Source organism: Micromonospora sp. 050-3, from assembly GCF_046549335.1.
Taxonomy (GTDB): domain Bacteria; phylum Actinomycetota; class Actinomycetes; order Mycobacteriales; family Micromonosporaceae; genus Micromonospora; species Micromonospora trifolii.
Window position 1 is genome coordinate 1,892,820 of record NZ_JAJPVX010000001.1, and the last position, 17,973, is coordinate 1,910,792.

The 17,973-nt window shown below is 69.9% G+C and carries 19 protein-coding genes; 7 read left to right on the forward strand and 12 right to left on the reverse strand.

The genetic code is table 11. The annotated features are described in order from the left end of the window. The first annotated feature begins 115 nt into the window (after positions 1-115). The 3 genes from ACLJOK_RS08505 to ACLJOK_RS08515 all read left to right on the forward strand — a co-directional run bounded on the left by ACLJOK_RS08505 (position 116) and on the right by ACLJOK_RS08515 (position 4,246). Positions 116-1,228 (forward strand): GDP-mannose 4,6-dehydratase, encoded by a 1,113-nt coding sequence (locus tag ACLJOK_RS08505; RefSeq protein WP_410817405.1) that lies wholly within the window; start codon positions 116-118, stop codon positions 1,226-1,228. A gap of 124 nt (positions 1,229-1,352) precedes the next feature. Further along, entirely contained in the window at positions 1,353-3,740 is a 2,388-nt protein-coding gene (locus ACLJOK_RS08510) for a discoidin domain-containing protein (RefSeq protein ID WP_410817406.1), read from the forward strand. Between the two features lie 128 nt (positions 3,741-3,868). After that, a complete protein-coding gene (locus ACLJOK_RS08515) occupies positions 3,869-4,246 on the forward strand; it encodes a hypothetical protein (RefSeq protein WP_410817407.1) in 378 nt (125 codons plus the stop codon). Between the two features lie 15 nt (positions 4,247-4,261). On the opposite strand, the gene ACLJOK_RS08520 is transcribed toward ACLJOK_RS08515, so the two are convergent. After that, positions 4,262-5,026 carry an ATP-grasp domain-containing protein gene (locus ACLJOK_RS08520; RefSeq protein WP_410817408.1) on the reverse strand — a complete coding sequence of 255 codons (765 nt, stop codon included), beginning with the start codon at positions 5,024-5,026 and terminating at the stop codon, positions 4,262-4,264. 88 nt (positions 5,027-5,114) lie between these two features. Between ACLJOK_RS08520 and ACLJOK_RS08525 the strand changes: the two genes are divergently transcribed. Further along, positions 5,115-5,543, forward strand: a complete 429-nt coding sequence (locus ACLJOK_RS08525) for a low temperature requirement protein A (protein ID WP_410817410.1) — start codon at positions 5,115-5,117, stop codon at positions 5,541-5,543. Positions 5,544-5,654: 111 nt separating this feature from the next. Here ACLJOK_RS08525 and ACLJOK_RS08530 read toward each other — a convergent pair whose 3' ends face one another. Together ACLJOK_RS08530 and ACLJOK_RS08535 are read right to left on the reverse strand one after the other, a co-directional pair. Further along, positions 5,655-6,434: an SDR family oxidoreductase gene (locus ACLJOK_RS08530; RefSeq protein ID WP_410817411.1), complete on the reverse strand. Its 780-nt coding sequence runs from the start codon at positions 6,432-6,434 to the stop codon at positions 5,655-5,657. A gap of 108 nt (positions 6,435-6,542) precedes the next feature. Further along, complete coding sequence (locus tag ACLJOK_RS08535; protein WP_410817413.1) at positions 6,543-6,992, reverse strand: hypothetical protein; 450 nt, start codon at positions 6,990-6,992, stop codon at positions 6,543-6,545. 148 nt (positions 6,993-7,140) lie between these two features. Between ACLJOK_RS08535 and ACLJOK_RS08540 the strand changes: the two genes are divergently transcribed. Then, on the forward strand, positions 7,141-8,337 hold the full coding sequence (locus tag ACLJOK_RS08540; protein ID WP_410817414.1) for an epoxide hydrolase family protein: 1,197 nt from the start codon (positions 7,141-7,143) through the stop codon (positions 8,335-8,337). Positions 8,338-8,341: 4 nt separating this feature from the next. Here the strand turns inward: ACLJOK_RS08540 and ACLJOK_RS08545 are convergent, their stop codons facing one another. The 3 genes from ACLJOK_RS08545 to ACLJOK_RS08555 are packed head-to-tail and all read right to left on the reverse strand — an operon-like array spanning position 8,342 to position 9,876. Continuing rightward, positions 8,342-9,208: a metallophosphoesterase family protein gene (locus ACLJOK_RS08545; protein WP_410817415.1), complete on the reverse strand. Its 867-nt coding sequence runs from the start codon at positions 9,206-9,208 to the stop codon at positions 8,342-8,344. Between the two features lie 60 nt (positions 9,209-9,268). Continuing rightward, on the reverse strand, positions 9,269-9,562 hold the full coding sequence (locus ACLJOK_RS08550; protein WP_410817417.1) for a hypothetical protein: 294 nt from the start codon (positions 9,560-9,562) through the stop codon (positions 9,269-9,271). Further along, the gene (locus tag ACLJOK_RS08555; RefSeq protein ID WP_410817418.1) at positions 9,556-9,876 is read right to left on the reverse strand and encodes a hypothetical protein; all 321 of its coding nucleotides are present in this window, start codon (positions 9,874-9,876) and stop codon (positions 9,556-9,558) included. Before ACLJOK_RS08555 ends, ACLJOK_RS08550 begins: the two co-directional genes overlap by 7 nt. Positions 9,877-10,056: 180 nt before the next feature. Here ACLJOK_RS08555 and ACLJOK_RS08560 point away from each other — a divergent pair, with 180 nt between their 5' ends. Further along, the gene (locus ACLJOK_RS08560) at positions 10,057-10,908 is read left to right on the forward strand and encodes an alpha/beta fold hydrolase (protein WP_410817419.1); all 852 of its coding nucleotides are present in this window, start codon (positions 10,057-10,059) and stop codon (positions 10,906-10,908) included. 89 nt (positions 10,909-10,997) lie between these two features. Here ACLJOK_RS08560 and ACLJOK_RS08565 read toward each other — a convergent pair whose 3' ends face one another. From ACLJOK_RS08565 to ACLJOK_RS08590, 6 genes are read right to left on the reverse strand one after another with little or no spacing between them, the layout of a single operon-like run. Continuing rightward, positions 10,998-12,014 (reverse strand): methyltransferase, encoded by a 1,017-nt coding sequence (locus ACLJOK_RS08565; protein WP_410817421.1) that lies wholly within the window; start codon positions 12,012-12,014, stop codon positions 10,998-11,000. 42 nt (positions 12,015-12,056) lie between these two features. After that, positions 12,057-12,686 carry a hypothetical protein gene (locus ACLJOK_RS08570; RefSeq protein WP_410817422.1) on the reverse strand — a complete coding sequence of 210 codons (630 nt, stop codon included), beginning with the start codon at positions 12,684-12,686 and terminating at the stop codon, positions 12,057-12,059. Next, positions 12,683-14,089 carry a selenium-binding family protein gene (locus ACLJOK_RS08575; protein ID WP_410817423.1) on the reverse strand — a complete coding sequence of 469 codons (1,407 nt, stop codon included), beginning with the start codon at positions 14,087-14,089 and terminating at the stop codon, positions 12,683-12,685. Before ACLJOK_RS08575 ends, ACLJOK_RS08570 begins: the two co-directional genes overlap by 4 nt. 14 nt (positions 14,090-14,103) lie before the next feature. After that, positions 14,104-14,835 (reverse strand): ABC transporter ATP-binding protein, encoded by a 732-nt coding sequence (locus ACLJOK_RS08580; RefSeq protein WP_410817424.1) that lies wholly within the window; start codon positions 14,833-14,835, stop codon positions 14,104-14,106. Beyond that, positions 14,808-15,641 (reverse strand): ABC transporter permease subunit, encoded by an 834-nt coding sequence (locus ACLJOK_RS08585; protein WP_410817425.1) that lies wholly within the window; start codon positions 15,639-15,641, stop codon positions 14,808-14,810. Before ACLJOK_RS08585 ends, ACLJOK_RS08580 begins: the two co-directional genes overlap by 28 nt. After that, positions 15,638-16,615, reverse strand: coding sequence for an aliphatic sulfonate ABC transporter substrate-binding protein (locus ACLJOK_RS08590; protein WP_410817427.1), 978 nt, complete (start codon positions 16,613-16,615; stop codon positions 15,638-15,640). The genes ACLJOK_RS08585 and ACLJOK_RS08590 overlap by 4 nt, the downstream gene beginning before the upstream one ends. Positions 16,616-16,792: 177 nt before the next feature. Between ACLJOK_RS08590 and ACLJOK_RS08595 the strand changes: the two genes are divergently transcribed. Continuing rightward, the gene (locus ACLJOK_RS08595; protein ID WP_410817428.1) at positions 16,793-17,968 is read left to right on the forward strand and encodes an LLM class flavin-dependent oxidoreductase; all 1,176 of its coding nucleotides are present in this window, start codon (positions 16,793-16,795) and stop codon (positions 17,966-17,968) included. Positions 17,969-17,973 lie beyond the last annotated feature (5 nt).

Genomic DNA, 17,973 nt, shown 5'->3' on the forward strand with positions numbered 1-17,973 from the left:
AAAGGTTGAATCGGGCCGAACGCCAAAAAAAGCGCTTTCCCTATTAAATTTCGCATATCCACACAAGGCATTAGGGCTAAGCATCCGTTTGGTGGCTCTTGGGTGGGTTACGGTCGTGTCTGGCCGTCCGGTTGCCGCAGCGGGCCGACCGTTCCGTCGTTCCGAGGAGTCCGAGATAGACCTGCCCGTTACCGCCGTCGGTGTCGACCCGCCGACGGACCTGGTGCCCCGGCGCGTTCTGGTGACCGGCGGCGCCGGCTTCATCGGCAGCCAGGTGGTCGCCCGGCTGATGCTGATGGGCAGCCAGGTCCGGGTGCTCGACAACTTCTCCAGCGGCCGGATCGAGAACCTGGCCGACGCCGCCTACGGCGGACTGACCGAGGCGGACGTCATCGCGGGTGACATCCGTACGTCGGAGGGTGTCGAGGTCATCCACCAGTGGCAGCCGGACGTGGTGGTGCACCTCGCCGCACAGTCGAGTGTTCCCGCCGCCCGTCGCTCGCACCTGTACGACGCCGACGTGAACGTGTTCGGCGCCGTCAACCTGCTGGACGCCTGTGCCCGCGGCGGCGTACGGCTGGTGGTCAGCGCGGCCAGCAGCGCCATCTTCGGCAGCGTCGCCGCCCACGAGTTGCCGGTCCGGGAGGACCATCCGATCGCACCGGTGAGCCCGTACGGCATCAGCAAGGCTGCCGGCGTGCACTACCTCGACTGGTACGGGCGTCAGCACGGCCTGCCGTACACCTCGATGGTGTTCGGCAATGTCTACGGGCCCCGGCAGGAGGGCAGCGACAGCGGCGTGGTGTCCCTGATGGTCGACGCGCTGCTCGGTGGTCGGCAGGTGGTGATTCACGGCGACGGCACGCAGACGCGGGATTTCATCTACGTCAGCGATGTCGCCGAGGCGATCGCCGTCGCCTGTCACCACAACGGTGTGGGTACGGTCAACATCGCCTCGGGTCGGCAGACGAGCGTCAACGAGGTGTACGACACGGTCCGGGAGGCGTCCGGCGTCGACAACGCGGCCCGTTACGAGCCGCTGCCCTGGCCGGGCGAGGTGCGCAACATGGCGCTGGACACCAGGAAGGCGCGCGAGTTGCTCGGGTGGTGCCCCAAGGTCGGCTTCACCGAGGGCGTGCGGATGACGGTGCGCGACGCCCGTCGCCGCCAAGCCCCAAGTCAGATCCTGTCCCCGGTGTGGGCGCTGGGGCGGGCCGTCAGCCACTGACGACCCAGCGGGTAATTCCCGTCATCTGATCGGGATTTTCATCGATCAGTCTAACTCTTGCGGGTCGGCATCCACTGCTGCCACGATGGCCGTCAATGCCTTCCGTCCCGAAGGAGTGGTCGTCATGGCGGTCTCCCGCCGCAGGTTCGTCACATCGGTGCTGGCCGGGTCCGCCCTCGCCACCGCCTCCACCACCGAGCTGCTCACCACCCTGGCCAGCCCCGCGCAGGCCGCCAGTCCCCCCGGGGACGTGGTCGGCAAGGTGACGGTCGGCTACCAGGGCTGGTTCAGCGCACCCGGAGACGGGGCGCCGATCGGCGGATGGTGGCACTGGGGCCGCGACCGGTTCCAGCCGCCCTCACCCGCCAACACCACAATCGTGTCCTGGCCGGACATGCGCGAGTACACCCGCACCTACCCCACCGCGTACCCCAACCTGGGCAACGGCCAACCGGCCACCCTCTTCTCCTCCTACGACCAGCAGACGGTGGACACCCACTTCCGCTGGATGCAGGAGAACGGCTGCGACACCGCCGCGCTGCAACGGTTCAACCCGATGGGCGACGAGGGCCCCACCCGCGACGCGATGACGCAGAAGGTCCGCTCCGCGGCCGAGCGCTACAGCCGCAAGTTCTACATCATGTACGACGTCACCGACTGGCTGACCTTCCAGTCGGAGATCAAGACCGACTGGACGACGAAGATGGCCGCGCACACAGCGTCCTCCGCGTACGCCCGACAGAACGGCAAACCGGTCGTCTGCATCTGGGGTTTCGGCTTCAGCGAGTCCAGCCGACCCTTCACCCCCGGGCCCTGCCTGGAGGTCATCAACTGGTTCAAGGCCCAGGGCTGCTACGTCATCGGTGGCGTGCCGACCTGGTGGCGGCAGGGCATCGAGGACTCCCGCCCCGGCTTCCTCGACGTCTACCACGCGTTCCACGCGATCTCGCCGTGGATGGTCTACCGGGCCAGGACCGTGGAGGAACTGGACTCGTACTACAACAACGTCAACGTCGGCGACATGGCCGACTGTGCGGCGCGCGGCATCGACTACCTGCCCTGCGTGATGCCCGGCGACCTCGCCGGGGGTCACCGCAAGCACGGCGACTTCTACTGGCGGCACATCTACAACATGGTCCGGCTCGGCTCCCAGGGCCTGTACGTGTCCATGTTCGACGAATACAACGAGGGCAACCAGATCGCCAAGACGTCCGAGACCCAGGCCACCACCCCGGCCGGCGCGAACATCCGGGCCCTGGACGAGGACGGCGTCGCCTGCTCCGCCGACTACTACCTGCGGATCACCGCCGACGGCGGCCGGATGCTCAAGGGGCAACTCGCGCTCACCGCCGTACGCCCCACGCCGCCGATGGTCGGCACCCCACCGCCGGTCAGCGGCAACCTGGCCGCCGGGCGGTCCACCTCGGCCAGCAGCCAGGGGGGCGGGTTCCCGGCGTCGAACGCTGTGGACTCCGACGCCGGTAGCTACTGGGAGAGCGGCGGCGGCTCCTTCCCGCACTGGTGGCAGGTCGACCTCGGCGCCAGCCACCAGGTCAACAAGCTCGTGGTGCGGCTGCCCGCCGGCTGGGGAGCGCGCACCCAGACCATCACCGTGCAGGGCAGCGTCAACGGCTCGTCCTTCACCACCATCGCCGGGGCCTCCGCGTTCGCCTTCGACCCGGCAACCGGCAACACCGTCACCCGCACGCTGACGGCCACCACGGCCCGCTACGTCCGCCTCAGCATCAGCGGCAACACCGGCTGGCCGGCCGCCCAACTCGCCCAGGTCGAGGTGTACGCCGGGAGCACCGTCCCGGACAACCCGCCGACCACTCCGAGCGGCCTCACCGTGACCGGCAAGACGTCGACGAGCGTGTCCCTGGCGTGGACGGCCTCCACCGACGACACCGGGGTGACCGGCTACCAGGTACGCCAGGGCGGCAATGTCGTCGCCACCGTCACGGGCACCACGGCGACCGTGAGTGGGCTCAGCCCGTCCACCGCGTACACCTTCACCGTCACCGCCCGCGACGCCGCCGGCAACACCTCGGCCGCGTCCAACGCGGTCACCGCCACCACGGACGCTGCGGCCAACGCGGACCTCGCTCGAGGTCGGTCCACCAGCGAGAGCAGCCACGTCCAGAGTTACGGGTCGGGCAACGTGGTCGACGGTGACGCGAACAGCTACTGGGAGAGCGCCAACAGCGCGTTCCCGCAGTGGGTGCAGGTCGACCTGGGCGCGACGCGCACTGTCGGCCGGGTGGTGCTGAAGCTGCCCCCGGCCACCGCCTGGGCCAGCCGGACGCAGACTCTCGCCGTGCAGGGCAGCACTGATGGGGGGAGCTTCGGCACGCTGGTCGGATCGGCGGGGCGGACCTTCAACCCGGCCACCGGAAACCAGGTGACGCTGACCTTCACCGCCGCCCAGACCCGGTACGTGCGCATCACCGTCACCGGCAACACCGGCTGGCCGGCCGGCCAACTGTCGACGCTGGAGGTTTACGCCAGCTGACCGAGGCGTGGGCGGCCGCCGGGGGAGCGGCGGCCGCCCACCTCATCGAACGGGCGCAAGCCGCACCTCGCCAACGGGACGCATCCACTCTGGGACGGCCGGGCCTGCGTCACCGGTATCCTTCGGCAGTGCAGGGAGAGTTTCGCCTTCGGCAGATCGTTGGCGGCATTGGGCATGCGGCGGACGTGGCTGTCGCGGTTGAGGCGGCAGACCGTGACGAGGTAGTCGTCTCCCCGGATGCCTTCGCCTGGTTACGAGATGTCTATGGGCCACGAGCGGTGATCGATCGACCGGTCAATGACCAGTTGGTGGCTGAGGCGGTTGAGGGCGTGCGGTACGCGCTCGCCCGCTTGGGGCGACCCGGTGGCTACAAGGTCACGGTAATGAAGATAGTAGATTTACCGGTGGACACCGGTGACGGTGACGTGAAGGTCGCGGCCGCCCATGCGGTGTGCATCGCATTGGGTATCAGGCTGGAACCACCGCCGCGCCTGACGGTGCCCTGACATGCCTCGATGAGGCTAGAGCGCGGCGGGCAGCTGAGGCCGTCGGATGAACTGGCGGTCTCGGGCGGTGACCGAAGCCGTTGGGCTGGCCGCTCGGAGGACGACGTCGAGGACCAGGTCTGGATCCGCTACATATGCGCCGCTGGCCCACGCGGCGTTTGCTTCGATCACGGCCCAGTAGCCGTCGACCAGTCCTACGTCCACGACGATGGCGGAGGGCAAGGTGTGCCCGTATCCGGCGATGAGATCGGTGCCGAAGGCTAGTGCGTCGGTCGACGGAGGGCCAAGGTGCAACCGGCCGTGCGCGGCGTACTGGCTGCCGGTCTGGACAACACCGTCGAGCAGGTGTAGCCGGTACTCGGCGGTGAAGTCGACGATGTCACTGACGAGCACTGGCGTCTGCCGGTCGACAGCGTCCGGGCCGGGCAGGCGGGAACCATCGGTGTAGATCATCGCCGGGATGTTCTTGTCGTTGGGCGACTTGATGAACGCCGGCCGACGGAGTTCGTACGCTTCACCGATGGTGACCAGGGTGATCTCGCGGCGGGTAAGGTCCCGCGGAAGACCAGTCAGCCAGCCAGGTTGCGCCTCCAGGGGCGCGATCCCGAGCAGTGGTGCGACGACGTCGGCGAAGCTCGGTCCTGCGTGAAGGTGATCAGCACACAACCCGACGGGTACTTCGAAGGTGTGCAACTGGACGGTGCGTAGACCACGCCGATGAGCGGCGTCGCGCAAGCTCTGAGCCGACGCTGTCAGGCGCGGCGGCAGGACAAGTGTCACGGCCGGTGATTCTGCCCCATACGTGCGGCACGATGCCGCGCCCCCGATATGATGTGCTACACCCGGCCAAATAGGGGCAAACGACCTCGTGCCGCTGGCGGCGGCACGCCGGCTGGAGCAAGCTCGAGGGCAGGCGAGAACAATTCTCGCCGTGGAGGCCTACAACCTTGGGCATTTCCCGATCGTCGCCGGCGTCGTCCTCACCGCCCTCGGCATCGAGGGCATCGCAGCCCACGCCAGCGACGCCGAACCCCTGGGTGTCTTCTACGCGGCGGCCCTGTTCGGTGGCCTCGCGACCTACCTGGCCGGGCAGTTGCTGTTCGTCCAGCGCATGCACATGGCGCTCAGCGTCGTGCGGCTGGTCGCCGTCGGCGTGCTGCTGGCCGGCATTCCGCTCGCGGCCCTGGTGCCGCCGTTGGCCGCACTCGCGCTGCTGGTGCTGATACTCACGGCACTGATCGTCGTGGACACGGTCCGACACACCGACCTGCGCCGGCAGCTACGGGGAAGAAGTTGAAGGGTCACGAGCCCTCACTCCGCCGGGCGGCGGGAGGAGCGCTCGTGCGGGGACCTGCCGTCCAGCTGGCCTACGGACGGTAGCCGTTCATGCGGCTGACCGAACCTGGCGCTAGATGACGGGGATTTCACCGCCGTCGACTGTCAGGGTTATTCCGGTGATCCACTGAGCCCGGTCCGAGGCGAGGTAGGCGACGGCCTCGGCGATGTCGCGCGGGTCTCCGGGGCGACCCATAGGGATGCTCGCTGTGGTGGCGGCGAGCTCGACGTTCATGGCGTCGGCGAAGTTCTGGCGGATCGCGTCGGCGCCCGGGGTGAGCACGTTGCCGGGGATGATCGTGTTGACGCGGATTCCGGCAGGCGCGAGCTCGGTAGCTAGCGCTTTGCCGTAGGTGTTGAGGGCGGCCTTGGCGGCGCCGTAGTGAGCCAGTGGCGGTGCCGGCGTGAGGGCCGCTCCCGATGAGATGTTGACGATCGCGGCGCCCGCCCCGGCCTCGCGCAGCGCCGGCAGCAGCGCGTTGTTGACCCGAACGGCGGACAGGTAGTTGAGGTAGAGGGCGTCGAGCCATTCCTCGTCGGGGATGGATGAGACACCCCCGAGGTGGGCGCGTGCCGCCGCCGCGTTGTTGACCACGATGTCGACGCCGCCGAGTTCGTTGAGCGCTGCCGCAGCGAATGCCTGCACGCCCGCGAGCGTGCCGATGTCGCCCTGAATGAAGGTGGCGGCCTTCGGTGTCTCGTCGGAGGCGTTACGTGCCGTGGTGACGACTGTCGCGCCGCCGTCGAGCAACCGCTGCACGATGGCCGCGCCGATCCCGCGAGAACCTCCCGTGACGACCGCCTGTTTGCCGGCGAACTCGGTGGGATCTGGTGGAGCAAGAGTTCTGAACATGAGGTTCAGAGTAGCGAGCGCCGAGGTCCTCGGCGGGCGGATCGTCAGCACGCATCACGGGCTCGACGCGCTGGTCAGGGCGGGGGTCGACACGAAGACGGCGCTGCGTCAGTGCTCCCAGAGGTCCTCGGTGCGGAAGTACCTGTCGGTGAACGTCTCTTCCAGAGCGCCGGTGTCTGTCTCATCTGTCCACCAGCCTGGCCAGACGTCAACACCGGAAGGCGCGCTGATGGCAGTCAGGACGGTGGAGCATCGGTGGCAGCGCCGAGGCGCCGCGTCCTGGAACCGCCCGCCGCAGTCGCATCGCCGTAGCCGCGCCTCGAGTGCCGCCATCAGCGTGGGGTAGGTCCTGTCCCCGGAAGGGAGCGCGTCCGCGATGCTCTTGAACGTCTTGTCGTAGTAACCGACATCTACCCGCATCGGGCAGCTGTCGCAGTAGAGGAAATAGCAGTCCAGCAGCGGCGAGTGGTCGAGGCGGTAGAGGCGTTCGTGGCACTCCGGACAGGCAACTTCCTCGCCATTCAGCCAGTTGTCGTCGATTTCGTCCGGTTGGCTCACCGGTTGATCATCTCACGGGTGTGACGCGGGAGGCGCGTCGGCGATTCGCGTTTCGGCCCGGATGGCGCCGGCCCGCTGTGAGACTGGTCGAGTGCCGGCGCTGTCGTTGCATCGGCACTGGCCGACTCGACTTGGCGAGGTGGGGAAGATGTCCAACGACAGCGAAATTCGTCCCTTCCGGCTCGACACGCCGGAGGACACGCTCGCCGACCTGCGTCGCCGGATCGCGGCTACCCGCTGGCCCACTCGCGAGTTGGTCGCCGATCGCACGCAGGGGGTGCAGCTGGCGACGATCCAGGAGTTGGCCCGCTACTGGATGACCGATTACGACTGGCGTGCGTGCGAGACGAGGCTGAATTCACTGCCGCAGTACACGACGAACATCGACGGCGTCGAGATTCACTTCATCCACGTACGGTCGCAGCACGAGACCGCCCTGCCGCTGATCATGACGCACGGCTGGCCGGGCTCGGTCGTCGAGCTGCTCGGGGCCGTCGGCCCGCTGACCGACCCGACGGCGCACGGCGGCACGCCCGAGGACGCGTTCCACCTGGTGCTGCCGTCCTTGCCCGGCTACGGCTTCTCCGGCGAGCCGACCGAGCCTGGCTGGAATTCGGCGCGGATGGCACAGGCGTGGGCGAAACTCATGGACCGCCTCGGATACCAGCGCTACGTCGCGCAGGGTGGCGACGTCGGCGCCGCCGTCACGGACGCCATGGGACGGCAAGCACCCAAGGGGTTGCTCGGCATCCACGTCAACCTGCTCGCCGGGGCGGTCGGCATCAAGGACACGTTGCCGGCGAAATCCGAGCAGGAGCGCGCCGCGCTCGACGCGCTCAAGCTGTTCTCGATGGATGGCTTCGGCTACTTCCTGGAGCAGTCCACCCGGCCGCAGACGATCGGCTATTCGCTGCTGGACTCGCCTGTCGGGATGGCGGCCTGGATGCTCGACCACGACACGGACAGCTACTACAAGATCTCCCGCGCGTTCCTCGACGGTGAGCCGACCGGCGGTCTCACCCGGGACAGCATCCTCGACAACATCACGCTGTACTGGTTGACGGGTACCGGCGCGTCGTCCGCCCGGTGGTACTGGGAGCAGGGGCGGTTTCAAGCGGCGGCCCAGGCTTCCGGTCAGGCTCCGCCGCCGGTCACGGTTCCGGTTGGCTTCACCACGTTCCCCGGCGAGATCTGGGCCGCTCCGCGTAGCTGGGCCGAGGCGGTCTACCCCGGCATCGCGTACTTCAACGAGGCCGACCGCGGCGGGCACTTCGCGGCGTGGGAGGAGCCGGAACTTTTCTCCGCCGAGGTGCGGGCCGCGTTCCGGCCGCTGCGGAAATCCTGACGGCTCATTCGCTGACGGACGAGCGCCCACGCCTGTCGTCGGCCGGGTTGATGGTGCGTACTGGGTCGGGTACCGGCCCTCGGGGCTGCCACTCGCGGGGATAGCCGAGGGAGACCTCCTCGAAGCGCACCCCGTCGTGGAACGTGGTGCGGGGGATGTGCAGGTGCCCGTAGACCACTGTGGCCGCGTCGAAGCGCAGGTGCCAGTCGCTGGTACGGACCGTGCCGCACCACTGGGCGAAGACCGGGTACCGCAGGACGTCGGTGGGTTCCCGCACCAGCGGGTAGTGGTTGACCAGCACCGTCGGCAGCGCCGGGTCGCGTTCGGCCAGCCGGCGTTCGGTCTCGGTGACCCGGGCCGCGCACCACGCCTCCCGGCTCGGGTACGGGTCGGGGTGCAGCAGCGCCTCGTCGGTGCACACCACACCGGCCGCGTACGCCAGGGCCAGCGACTCCTCCTGGGTGCGTGCCTCGGGCACCCGGAACGTGTAGTCGTAGAGCACGAAGAGCGGCGCGATGGTCGCTGGGCCGCCGTCGCCGTCCCACACCGGGTACGGGTCCTCCGGGGTGAGCACCCCCAACCGTCGGCACATCCGGACCAACTCGCGGTAGCGCTCCTCACCGCGCAACGTGACCGGGTCCCGCGGCGGCGTCCACAGTTCGTGGTTGCCCGGCGCCCAGATCACCCGCGCGAACCGGCTGCTCAGTAGCCCGAGCGCCCACTCGATGTCGGCGAACCGGTCGGCGACGTCCCCGGCGACGAGCAGCCAGTCGCCGTCGTCGTCCGGGTGCAGCTCCTGCACGAACGCGCGGTTCTGCGGGTGCCCGACGTGCAGGTCGCTGACGGCCCGCAGCCGGGGCGGAAGGCTCACACCCCGAGGCTAGGCCGTCACGGCCCGATCAGGACACCCCTGTCCCGCCAGTGGGCACGGTCAGCAGAACCAGCCGTCCTGCACCCAGCCGCGCCGGTTGATGTGCCCGTAGGCGAACCCGTAGACGTAGCCGCCGCTGCGGGGGCCCTCGACCAGGAACGTCTGACCCTGGTAGAGGGTGCCCATCCAGGCGCCGACGGGCTGGGTACGGACGAACAGGTCACTCGCGCACACCGTCTCCCGTTGACCGATCGTGCCGTTGGCGGCCTGCGCCGGGGTCGGCATGGCGAGTGTCGCGGCGACGACTCCGGCCAGCAGGCCGGCGGTCACCCGGGTGCCACGCCGGCTCACCATGAGTCGTACCCGCCGATGCACTCGGCGCGGAGGTAACCCCAGTCGTTCGGGCCGAAGTCGAAGGAAGCCGCCCACCCGTTGTAGACCGGGTGCGCCCCCGGGGTGTGGCCGATCTTGTTGCCGTACGCCAGGGTGCGCTTCAGGCCGGTCGGACCGCCGGCGGAGTCGTAGTTGGCGTAGAAGCTGGCGCTCTGGCAGACCACTATGGCGTGCCGTGGCACCACCGGGTCGGCGTGGGCCGGCGTGGCGCCCAGCGCGATCGTGGTCGCTCCGATGGCCAACGCGGCGGCCCTCGCGCGCTTTCGTAGGGGCATGCCCACCTCCCGTAGGCCGAAACTTTCTACCGGCGAGCGTACCGATGGCGTTGATAAATGTCGATGGGGAGGTGGGTGGCCGAGCGGGCTCCCCGGGTGCCTTCGGTGGCCCGCATATCCGGCGACCCGACGGGAAAGCGCGGGGGGTCCGACAGCCCGAGACCGGAGCAGGAGACAGACATGCCTTTCATTACCGTGGGTACGGAAAACTCCGCACCCATCGACCTGTACTACGAGGATCACGGTTCCGGTAAGCCGGTCGTGCTGATCGCAGGTTTCCCGTTCAACGGGGCGACCTTCGAGAAGGCGACCAACGCGCTACTCAACGCCGGATACCGGACGATCACCTACGATCGACGCGGATACGGCAACTCGGCCCAGCCGGCGTTCGGTTACGACTACAACACCTTCGCCGCGGACCTGGACGTGCTGATGACCGAGCTGGACCTGAAGGAAGCGACCCTGGTCGGTCACTCGATGGGCACCGGCGAGGTCGTTCGCTACCTGGCCAACTACGGCTCCCAGCGAGTGAGTCGCGGTGTTCTGCTCAGCCCGCTGCAACCCATGCTGGCCAAGGCGAAGGACAACCCGGAGGGCGTCGACACGAGCCTCTTCAAGGGCTTCCAGGACGCCATCATCAAGGACCGCTACGCGTACCTGACCCAGTTCTGCGACGCATTCTTCAACTACAGCGAGAACAAGGGCAAGCTGGTCAGTGAGGACGCGTATCGGGGGCACTGGCAGATCGGCGCGATGGCCTCGGCCAGGGCGACCCACGACAGCGTGACCGCCTGGCAGGAGGACTTCCGTCAGGACCTGCCGAAGATCGACGTACCGATCTTGATCATGCAGGGCGACAAGGACAACGTGCTGCCCTACCCGGTGACCGGTCAGCGGCTCGGGCCGATGATGCCGACCGCGCAGCTGATCACGATGAAGGGCGCGCCGCACGGCATTCCGTGGACCCACGCCGACGAGGTCAACAAGGCGATCATGGACTTCATGAAGCAGCCAGCCAAGGCTCGCGCCTGACCCGTACCGGTAGCCGATCGGACGCCCGCGCCCTGAGGCGCCGCGACACCCGGCCCACGGTTCGCACCGGGGCCGGGTGTCGTCGTCGGTCAGGGCCGGCGGGCCACCACAGCGCCGTTGGCGCCCGGCGCGTCGAACGGCACGGTACGCACGTCGACGAAGCCGGCGTCGGTGAGCCACGCTGCGTACTCGGCGCCCGAGTAGTTCCGGCCACCCTCGGTCTCGACCAGCATGTTCATCCCCATCAGGGCCGCCTCCGGCGGACCGGTGCGCTCGTCGTTGAGCAGCAGTTCGCAGACGACGATCGCCCCGCCGGGCGGCAACGCCGCGTGGCACCGGGCCAGCAATGCCCGGTTCGTCGGCTCGTCCCAGTCGTGAAGGATCATGCTGAGCAGGATGACGTCGTGCCCGTCCGGCAGCGCCGGGTCGGCGAGGAAGTCACCGCCCACCGCGTCGATCCGTCCGGTCAGGCCGGTCTCCGCGATCCGCTGCCGGGCCCGGACGCAGACGTGCGGCAGATCCAGCACGGTGGCCCGCAGCTCGGGCAGTCGTCGGCAGAACTCGATCGGGAACGCACCGGCACCGCCGCCCACGTCGAGCAGCCGACGATGCGCGGAGAAGTCGTAGGCGTCGGCCAACGCGCTGGCAGTGAAGCTGGACGTGGAGAACATCGCGTCCCAGAACTGGGCCAGCATCTCCGGATCCTCGGTGTCGAACATCGACTGCTGGGCCTCCGGGTCCCAGGTCAACGGTCGATCCGTGCGCAGGGCCTCGCCGATGCGGTGCCAGGGCAGGTAGGTGCGCAGGTCCGAGTAGCGGACCTGCGCCCCGAAGTAGTACGGGCGACCCTCAACCAGGAACTGCTCGGCCAACTCGGAGTTGCGGTAACCGTCGCCGGCCTTCTCCAACAGGCCGAGTGACGCACTGGCGGCCAGCAGCAGGTCCGCCGGCCGGTCGGGCAGCCCGAACTCGGCGGCGGCCTGCTCGACGGTCATCGTCCGCCCGCCGGCGAGCCGGGTGAACAAACCAAGTTCGACGCCGACAGCGAGGGTCTTGAACCCCCACACACCGGCCACCAGACGCATGAGGGGAGTCGGAGTGATCACCACGACATGAGATCACACATCACACGTTTCCACGATGGATGGTCACGCCCGGATCAGCGTCACCAACCCCGCGGCCACCAGCACCCCGGCCCAAAGCCGGTCCACGTTGAACCACGCCCGACGCAGCACACCGACCCCGAAGACCTGGTAGACCAGCAGCGCCACCGCCAGGGCGACGCCGAGCATGGCCACTGTGTGCACCCCGGCCGCCGCGAGGCCGGACAGCGCACCCACCGGTGCGGCGGCCAGGTGCCCGGAGTGACCCCCGGGCACCGGCTGGGCCACCAGCACCGGCAACAGCATCAGCCCCGCCCCGTGCGCCGACGACATCAGGAACGACCAGGCGGTGAGCTGCGCCGCCGACAGCCGCATTCCCGCCCAGCGGAAGTGCCGCTCGGAGAGCAGCCGCCACAGCCCGAAGGCCACGAGCACCACACCACCGACCACAGCGAGGGCACTGCTCGCCGTCACCGACCGGGTGGCGGCGACCAACGCGGCGACGATGGCCACCGAGGCGAGATGCCCCGCCGCGATCGGCGGCAGGGCGCCCAGCAACGCCAGCCGGCGGCGCTCCTGAAGGCCCCGGGCCACCGCGAACAACCAACCCATCGCCGGGTTCAGACCATGGAAGGCGCCGAGCGCGGCGAGCGTCGCCAGTGTGGTGACGGTCACGGATAGCAGTACGAGTCGGAGGAGGCGTCCCCGCCCTGCAACCGGGTCTGGTGCACCCGCAGGCCCCGGAACTCGTCCCCGTGCGGAAAGAACCGCTCATCCGGGGTGAGCCCGCCGGCGTCCACGTCGACGTCGAGCTTGGCCAGCCAGGCACCCACCCCGTCGGGGTAGAACTGGTCGTCCCACGCCCCGTAGAGCGAATTGCTGACGTAGACCCGCCGGCCGTCCCGGCTGACCTCCACCATCTGCGGGCCACCGGCCAACGCCTCGTCCGGCGCCGACGGGTGCGCCGTCCGGCGGACGATCCCGCCGAGGTGCACCGAGCCCGTCTGCACCGGGTGCAGCGGATCGCTGACGTCGTACTGACGCAGCTCGCCGGTGCCCCAGCAGGAGACGTAGAGGAACCTGTCGTCGACCGACAGGTCGATGTCGGTCACCAGCGGCGGCACCGCCCCGAACGGCTTGAGCAGGTCGGGCAGGGCCCCCGGATCGGCCGGCTCGGCCGGGATGTCGATCACCTTGGTGACCGCCCAGGCGTCCCCGTCACGGTGCCAGAGCCAGATCGAGGCGGACAGGTCCTCGACGCTGATCACCACCCCGACGAACCCGTACGACTTCGTCGGATCGTGCGCCGGCCGCAGCTCCAGCGGCATCTGATACTGGTCGCCGAGATCGACTCGTTGGACGTGCCGACGTTTCGCCAGGTCCCAGAAGTGGATGGCGTGCCCGTAGCGTCGACCCAGCAGCAACTCGCCGATGATGCCGTCCTCGATCATCGACGGCGTGCCCCACTCGCTGGTGACCAGCACGTCCTGGGTCAGGTGCCACCACACGTCGTACGCCAGGAACTGCGGCCCCCGGTCGGCCTCCCACGCCCCGCGTACCTCGAACGTGGTGTGGTCGAGGATGGCGATACCACCCGGGCCCTCCGCGCCGTCCGCGCCGCCGAGGGCGGAGAGGTAGATGCCGTCCGGGCCGCAGTGCACCGTGTGTGGCCGCGAGTAGCCGGCCCGCTTCGCCAGCTCCTCCGCCCCGATCACCTTGACGATCTGCGGCTGGCGCGGATCGGGCTGGGTGTCGAGCACGTGGATGCGCGACGACCGCAGGCCGGGCACGATCAGGTAGCGCCGCTCGACGTGCGGGTGCGGGGCGGTCGGGCAGAGCGCGCTGCTGCACGCGTTCCAGCCGAAGTGGTGCAGCTCGTCACCGACGTACGGCAGGTCGGTCCAGCCGACGACCCGGCCGTAGTCGGGGGAGTCGGGGTCGGTGTCCAGCACCACGATGGCGTCCGGACGGGTGGCCGTCCGGTCGAAGGCCGCCACGTAGGCGAGCTTCTCCGCCGGTGCGGTCACCGCCTCGCGGGGCGAGGGGTAGAACGTGGGGTCGGGGGTCCAGCGGGTCATCGCAGCTCCGCTCGTCAGGTGGTGGGAACGCCGAGTCGGTCGAGCAGGTGGCGGCGCAGCGCGCCGAAGGCCGGGTCGTCCGGCGTACGGGTGGGGCCGAGGTCGACGGGCAGTTCCGCGGCGATGCGGCCCTCGTCGAGGAGCAGGATCCGGTCGGCGAGCAGCAGCGCCTCCTCCACGTCATGGGTGACCAGCAGTGCGGCGAAGCCGTGCTCGGTGCGCAGCCGGCGCAGCAGGATCTGCATCCGCAGTCGGGTCAGCGCGTCCAGGGCGCCGAACGGCTCGTCGAGCAGCAGCAGGTCCGGTTCGCGGACCAGGGCCCGCGCCACTGCCACCCGCTGCGCCTGCCCACCGGACAACTCGGCCGGCCAGGCGCGATCCCGCTCGGCCAGACCGACCTCGGCCAGCGCCCGTCGGATCCGCCCCGGGCTGTCGGCGCCGGACAGCCCGAGCCCCACGTTCTCCGCCACGCGTTTCCACGGCAGCAACCGGTGCTCCTGAAAGACCACGGCGGCGGTGCCGTGCACGACGCTCGTCCCGCCTGCCTCGCCGTCCAACCCGGCGAGAATCCGCAGCAGCGTGCTCTTGCCGGAACCGCTGCCGCCCAGTAGGGCCACCACCTCACCGCGAGCGATGGTCAGGTCGACCCCGGCCAGCACGACCGTCGGCCCGAACGCTCGGCGCACCGCGTGGGCGGTGAGCACCGGCTCGGCGCCGTTCAGGTCGCCCGCAGTCCGCGACGCCATGTCAACATCCTCCTCTCCAGGACGCGCAGCGCAAGGTCGGATATCAGCCCGAGCAGGGCGTAGACGAGCAGGCCGAGCACCACCACGTCGGTCTGGCTGAACTCTCGCGCCTCCATCATCAGAAAGCCGATCCCGGTCTGGGCGTTGACCTGTTCGCCGACGACCAGGCTGAGCCAGGCCGCCCCGATCGCCAGCCGTAGGCCGAGAAAGAGGGACGGCAGCGCGCCGGGCAGCACCACGTGTCGCAGTCGGGCGGCCTGGCCCAGACCACACGTACGGGCGGCCTCCACCAGCCGCTCGTCGATGTCCCGGATGCCGGCGTAGGTGTTGAAGTAGATGGGGAAGAACGCGCCCAGAGCCACCAGGCTGATCTTGAGCGATTCGCCGATGCCGACCCAGATGATCAGCAACGGGACCAGCCCTAGGTGCGGCAGCATCCGGGCCATCTGCACCGGCGGGTCGACCAGGTCGTCACCGAGCCGCAGCAGCCCGGCAACGGTGCCCAGGACCAGGGCCAGGAGACCGCCGATCAGCAGGCCCGCCCCGGCCCGGGTGAGGGAGTCCAACAGGTGGATGCCGAGCGTCCCGTCCCGGCTCAGCCGCCAGCCGGTGGCCAGGACGTCGCTGGGCGCGGGCAGCTTCTCGGCCGCCAGCAGCCCGGTCCGTGCGGCCAACTCCCACCCGAGGACCAGCACCACCGGGCTCACCACCCGCCGCCAGCGCCGGGCCGGCCGCTGACGACGGGGTACGACCGGCACCGCCGCCGCTACCTCGTCGGGCGCCTCGACGAGGCTCGTACGACTCACTGGAACACCGCGCTGAACCGGTCGTCGACCCGGGATCGGAGGTCGACCGGCCCCGGGATGAGTTCCAGGGCGATGAAGCTGTCGGTGATCGCCTGAAGCTCGTCGCCGATGGCCGGGGTGACCGGGGCAAGGGGCCTGGCGCTGCGGGCCAGGGCGCGGCTGGTGACGTCCTGCGGGATCTTCAGCTCCGGCGCGAGGGTGCTGGCTCGCTCCTCGGGGTGGGCGATGCCCCAGTCGGTCACCTCGCGGTAGCGCTGCAGGAACGCCCGGATGTCGTCCGTCCGCTTGTCGAGCGCCCGGGGCGTGGCCAGGACGTACTCGCGGTTGCTGGCCAGGCCGGTCGCGTCGGCGAGCACCTGGACCCCCGGTTGCTCGGCCAGGGCGAAGTACGGGTCCCAGATCACCCAGGCGTCGATCTGCCCACCGTCGAACGCGGGCCGCCCCTCGGCGGGCTTGAGGTACTTGACCTGGATGTCCTTCAGCGTCATGTTGTTCGCCTCCAACAGCCGCACCAGCAGCCAGTGCACGTTGGACCCCTTGTTGAGGGCGACCGTCTTGCCCTTGAGGTCGGCGAAGCTGCGGTAGCCCCGGTCGGCCTTGACCAGCACGGCCTCACCCTGCGGGATCGGCGCCGAGGTGCCGATGACGGAGAACGGGATCCTCCCGGCGGCGGCGAAGACGGGCGGCGCCTCGCCGACCTGTCCGATGTCGATGGAGCCGGCCTTGAGCGCCTCGGTGAGCGCCGGGCCGCTCTCGAACAGCGACCACTCGACATCCGGTGCGGCGCCGCGCGCCTTGACCAGGCTCAGCCCGCCGAAGCGCTGGTAGCCGATCCGGAGCTTGTCCGCGCTGCCGCCCGCATCGGCGGACCCGCCGCACGCGCTCACCGCGACCGTGGCGAACAACGCCACGGTGGTGAGCACGGCCGTCAGGAGGCGGCGATGCGGGGGACGGCTCGTCGACGGGCTGGGCATGGCGGCTCCTCGGGTCGGGGCAGGCGGACAGTGACGCATCGACAGGTGTCGGCGCCGGCAGTAGCCTACTAACCCGGTAGGTTTTATGGGTAGGCTGTCGGCGGGATCGTCCCACCCCTCAGGAGGTGCCCGCCTAGCCGCGTGCGCCGACCGCCCCCGCTGGAGGAAAGAGCCCCGATGACCCTCACCTTCCACTGGTTCCTGCCCACCAACGGCGACAGCCGGGACATCGTCGGCGGCGGCCACGGCGTACCGACCGGCGCCGCCGGAGGCGCCCGCCCGGCCAGCGTGGCGTACCTCGGGCAGATCGCCCGCAGCGCCGAGCAACTCGGCTTCGTCGGCGCGCTCACCCCGACCGGCGCCTGGTGCGAGGACGCCTGGCTCAGCACCGCGATGCTCACCGAGGTGACCGAGCGTCTCAAGTTCCTGGTCGCCTTCCGGCCCGGGCTGCTGGCCCCCACGCTCGCCGCCCAGATGGCCTCGACCTTCCAGCGCCTGTCCCGAGGCCGGCTGCTGCTCAACGTGGTCACCGGTGGCGAGTCGCAGGAGCAGCGGGCCTACGGCGACTTCCTGGACAAGGACGCCCGGTACGCGCGGGCCGACGAATTCCTGCACGTGGTGCGTGCGCTGTGGCGCGGCGAGACCGTCGACCACGACGGCACCCACGTCCGCGTCGAACAGGCACGGCTGCACCGGCTGCCCGACCCGGTGCCGCCGGTCTACTTCGGTGGGTCCTCCGCCGCCGCCCTCCCGGTGGCGGTGCGGCACAGCGACGTCTACCTCACCTGGGGCGAGCCGCCGGCCCTGGTCGCCGACAAACTGGAGCGGGTCCGGGCGCTGGCCGCCGACGCCGGGCGGGAGCTGCGCTTCGGCATCCGGTTGCACGTCATCGCGCGCGACACCACCGAGCAGGCCTGGGCGCAGGCCCAGCGTCTCCTCGACGGGGTCTCCGAGGCCGACGTCCGGGCCGTGCAGGAGGGGCTGCGCCGCAGCGAGTCCGAGGGGCAGCGCCGCATGCTCGACCTGCACGGCGGCTCCCGCGACGGCCTGGAGATCGCCCCCAACCTGTGGGCGGGCGTCGGGCTGGTCCGCGGCGGGGCCGGCACCGCTCTGGTGGGCAGCCACGCCGAGGTCGCCGACCGGATCGCGGAATACCACGCGCTCGGCATCGACGAGTTCATCCTCTCCGGCTATCCGCACCTGGAGGAGGCGTACTGGTTCGGTGAGGGCGTGCTGCCGATCCTGCGCGACCGAGGGCTGTGGCGGCACCCCGACGGCCCGCAGGGCACGGCGGATCACGTCGATGTCCCGTTCGCCGGTACGCCCGCGCCGGAGCCCGCCGGGGCCCGCTGACCGGT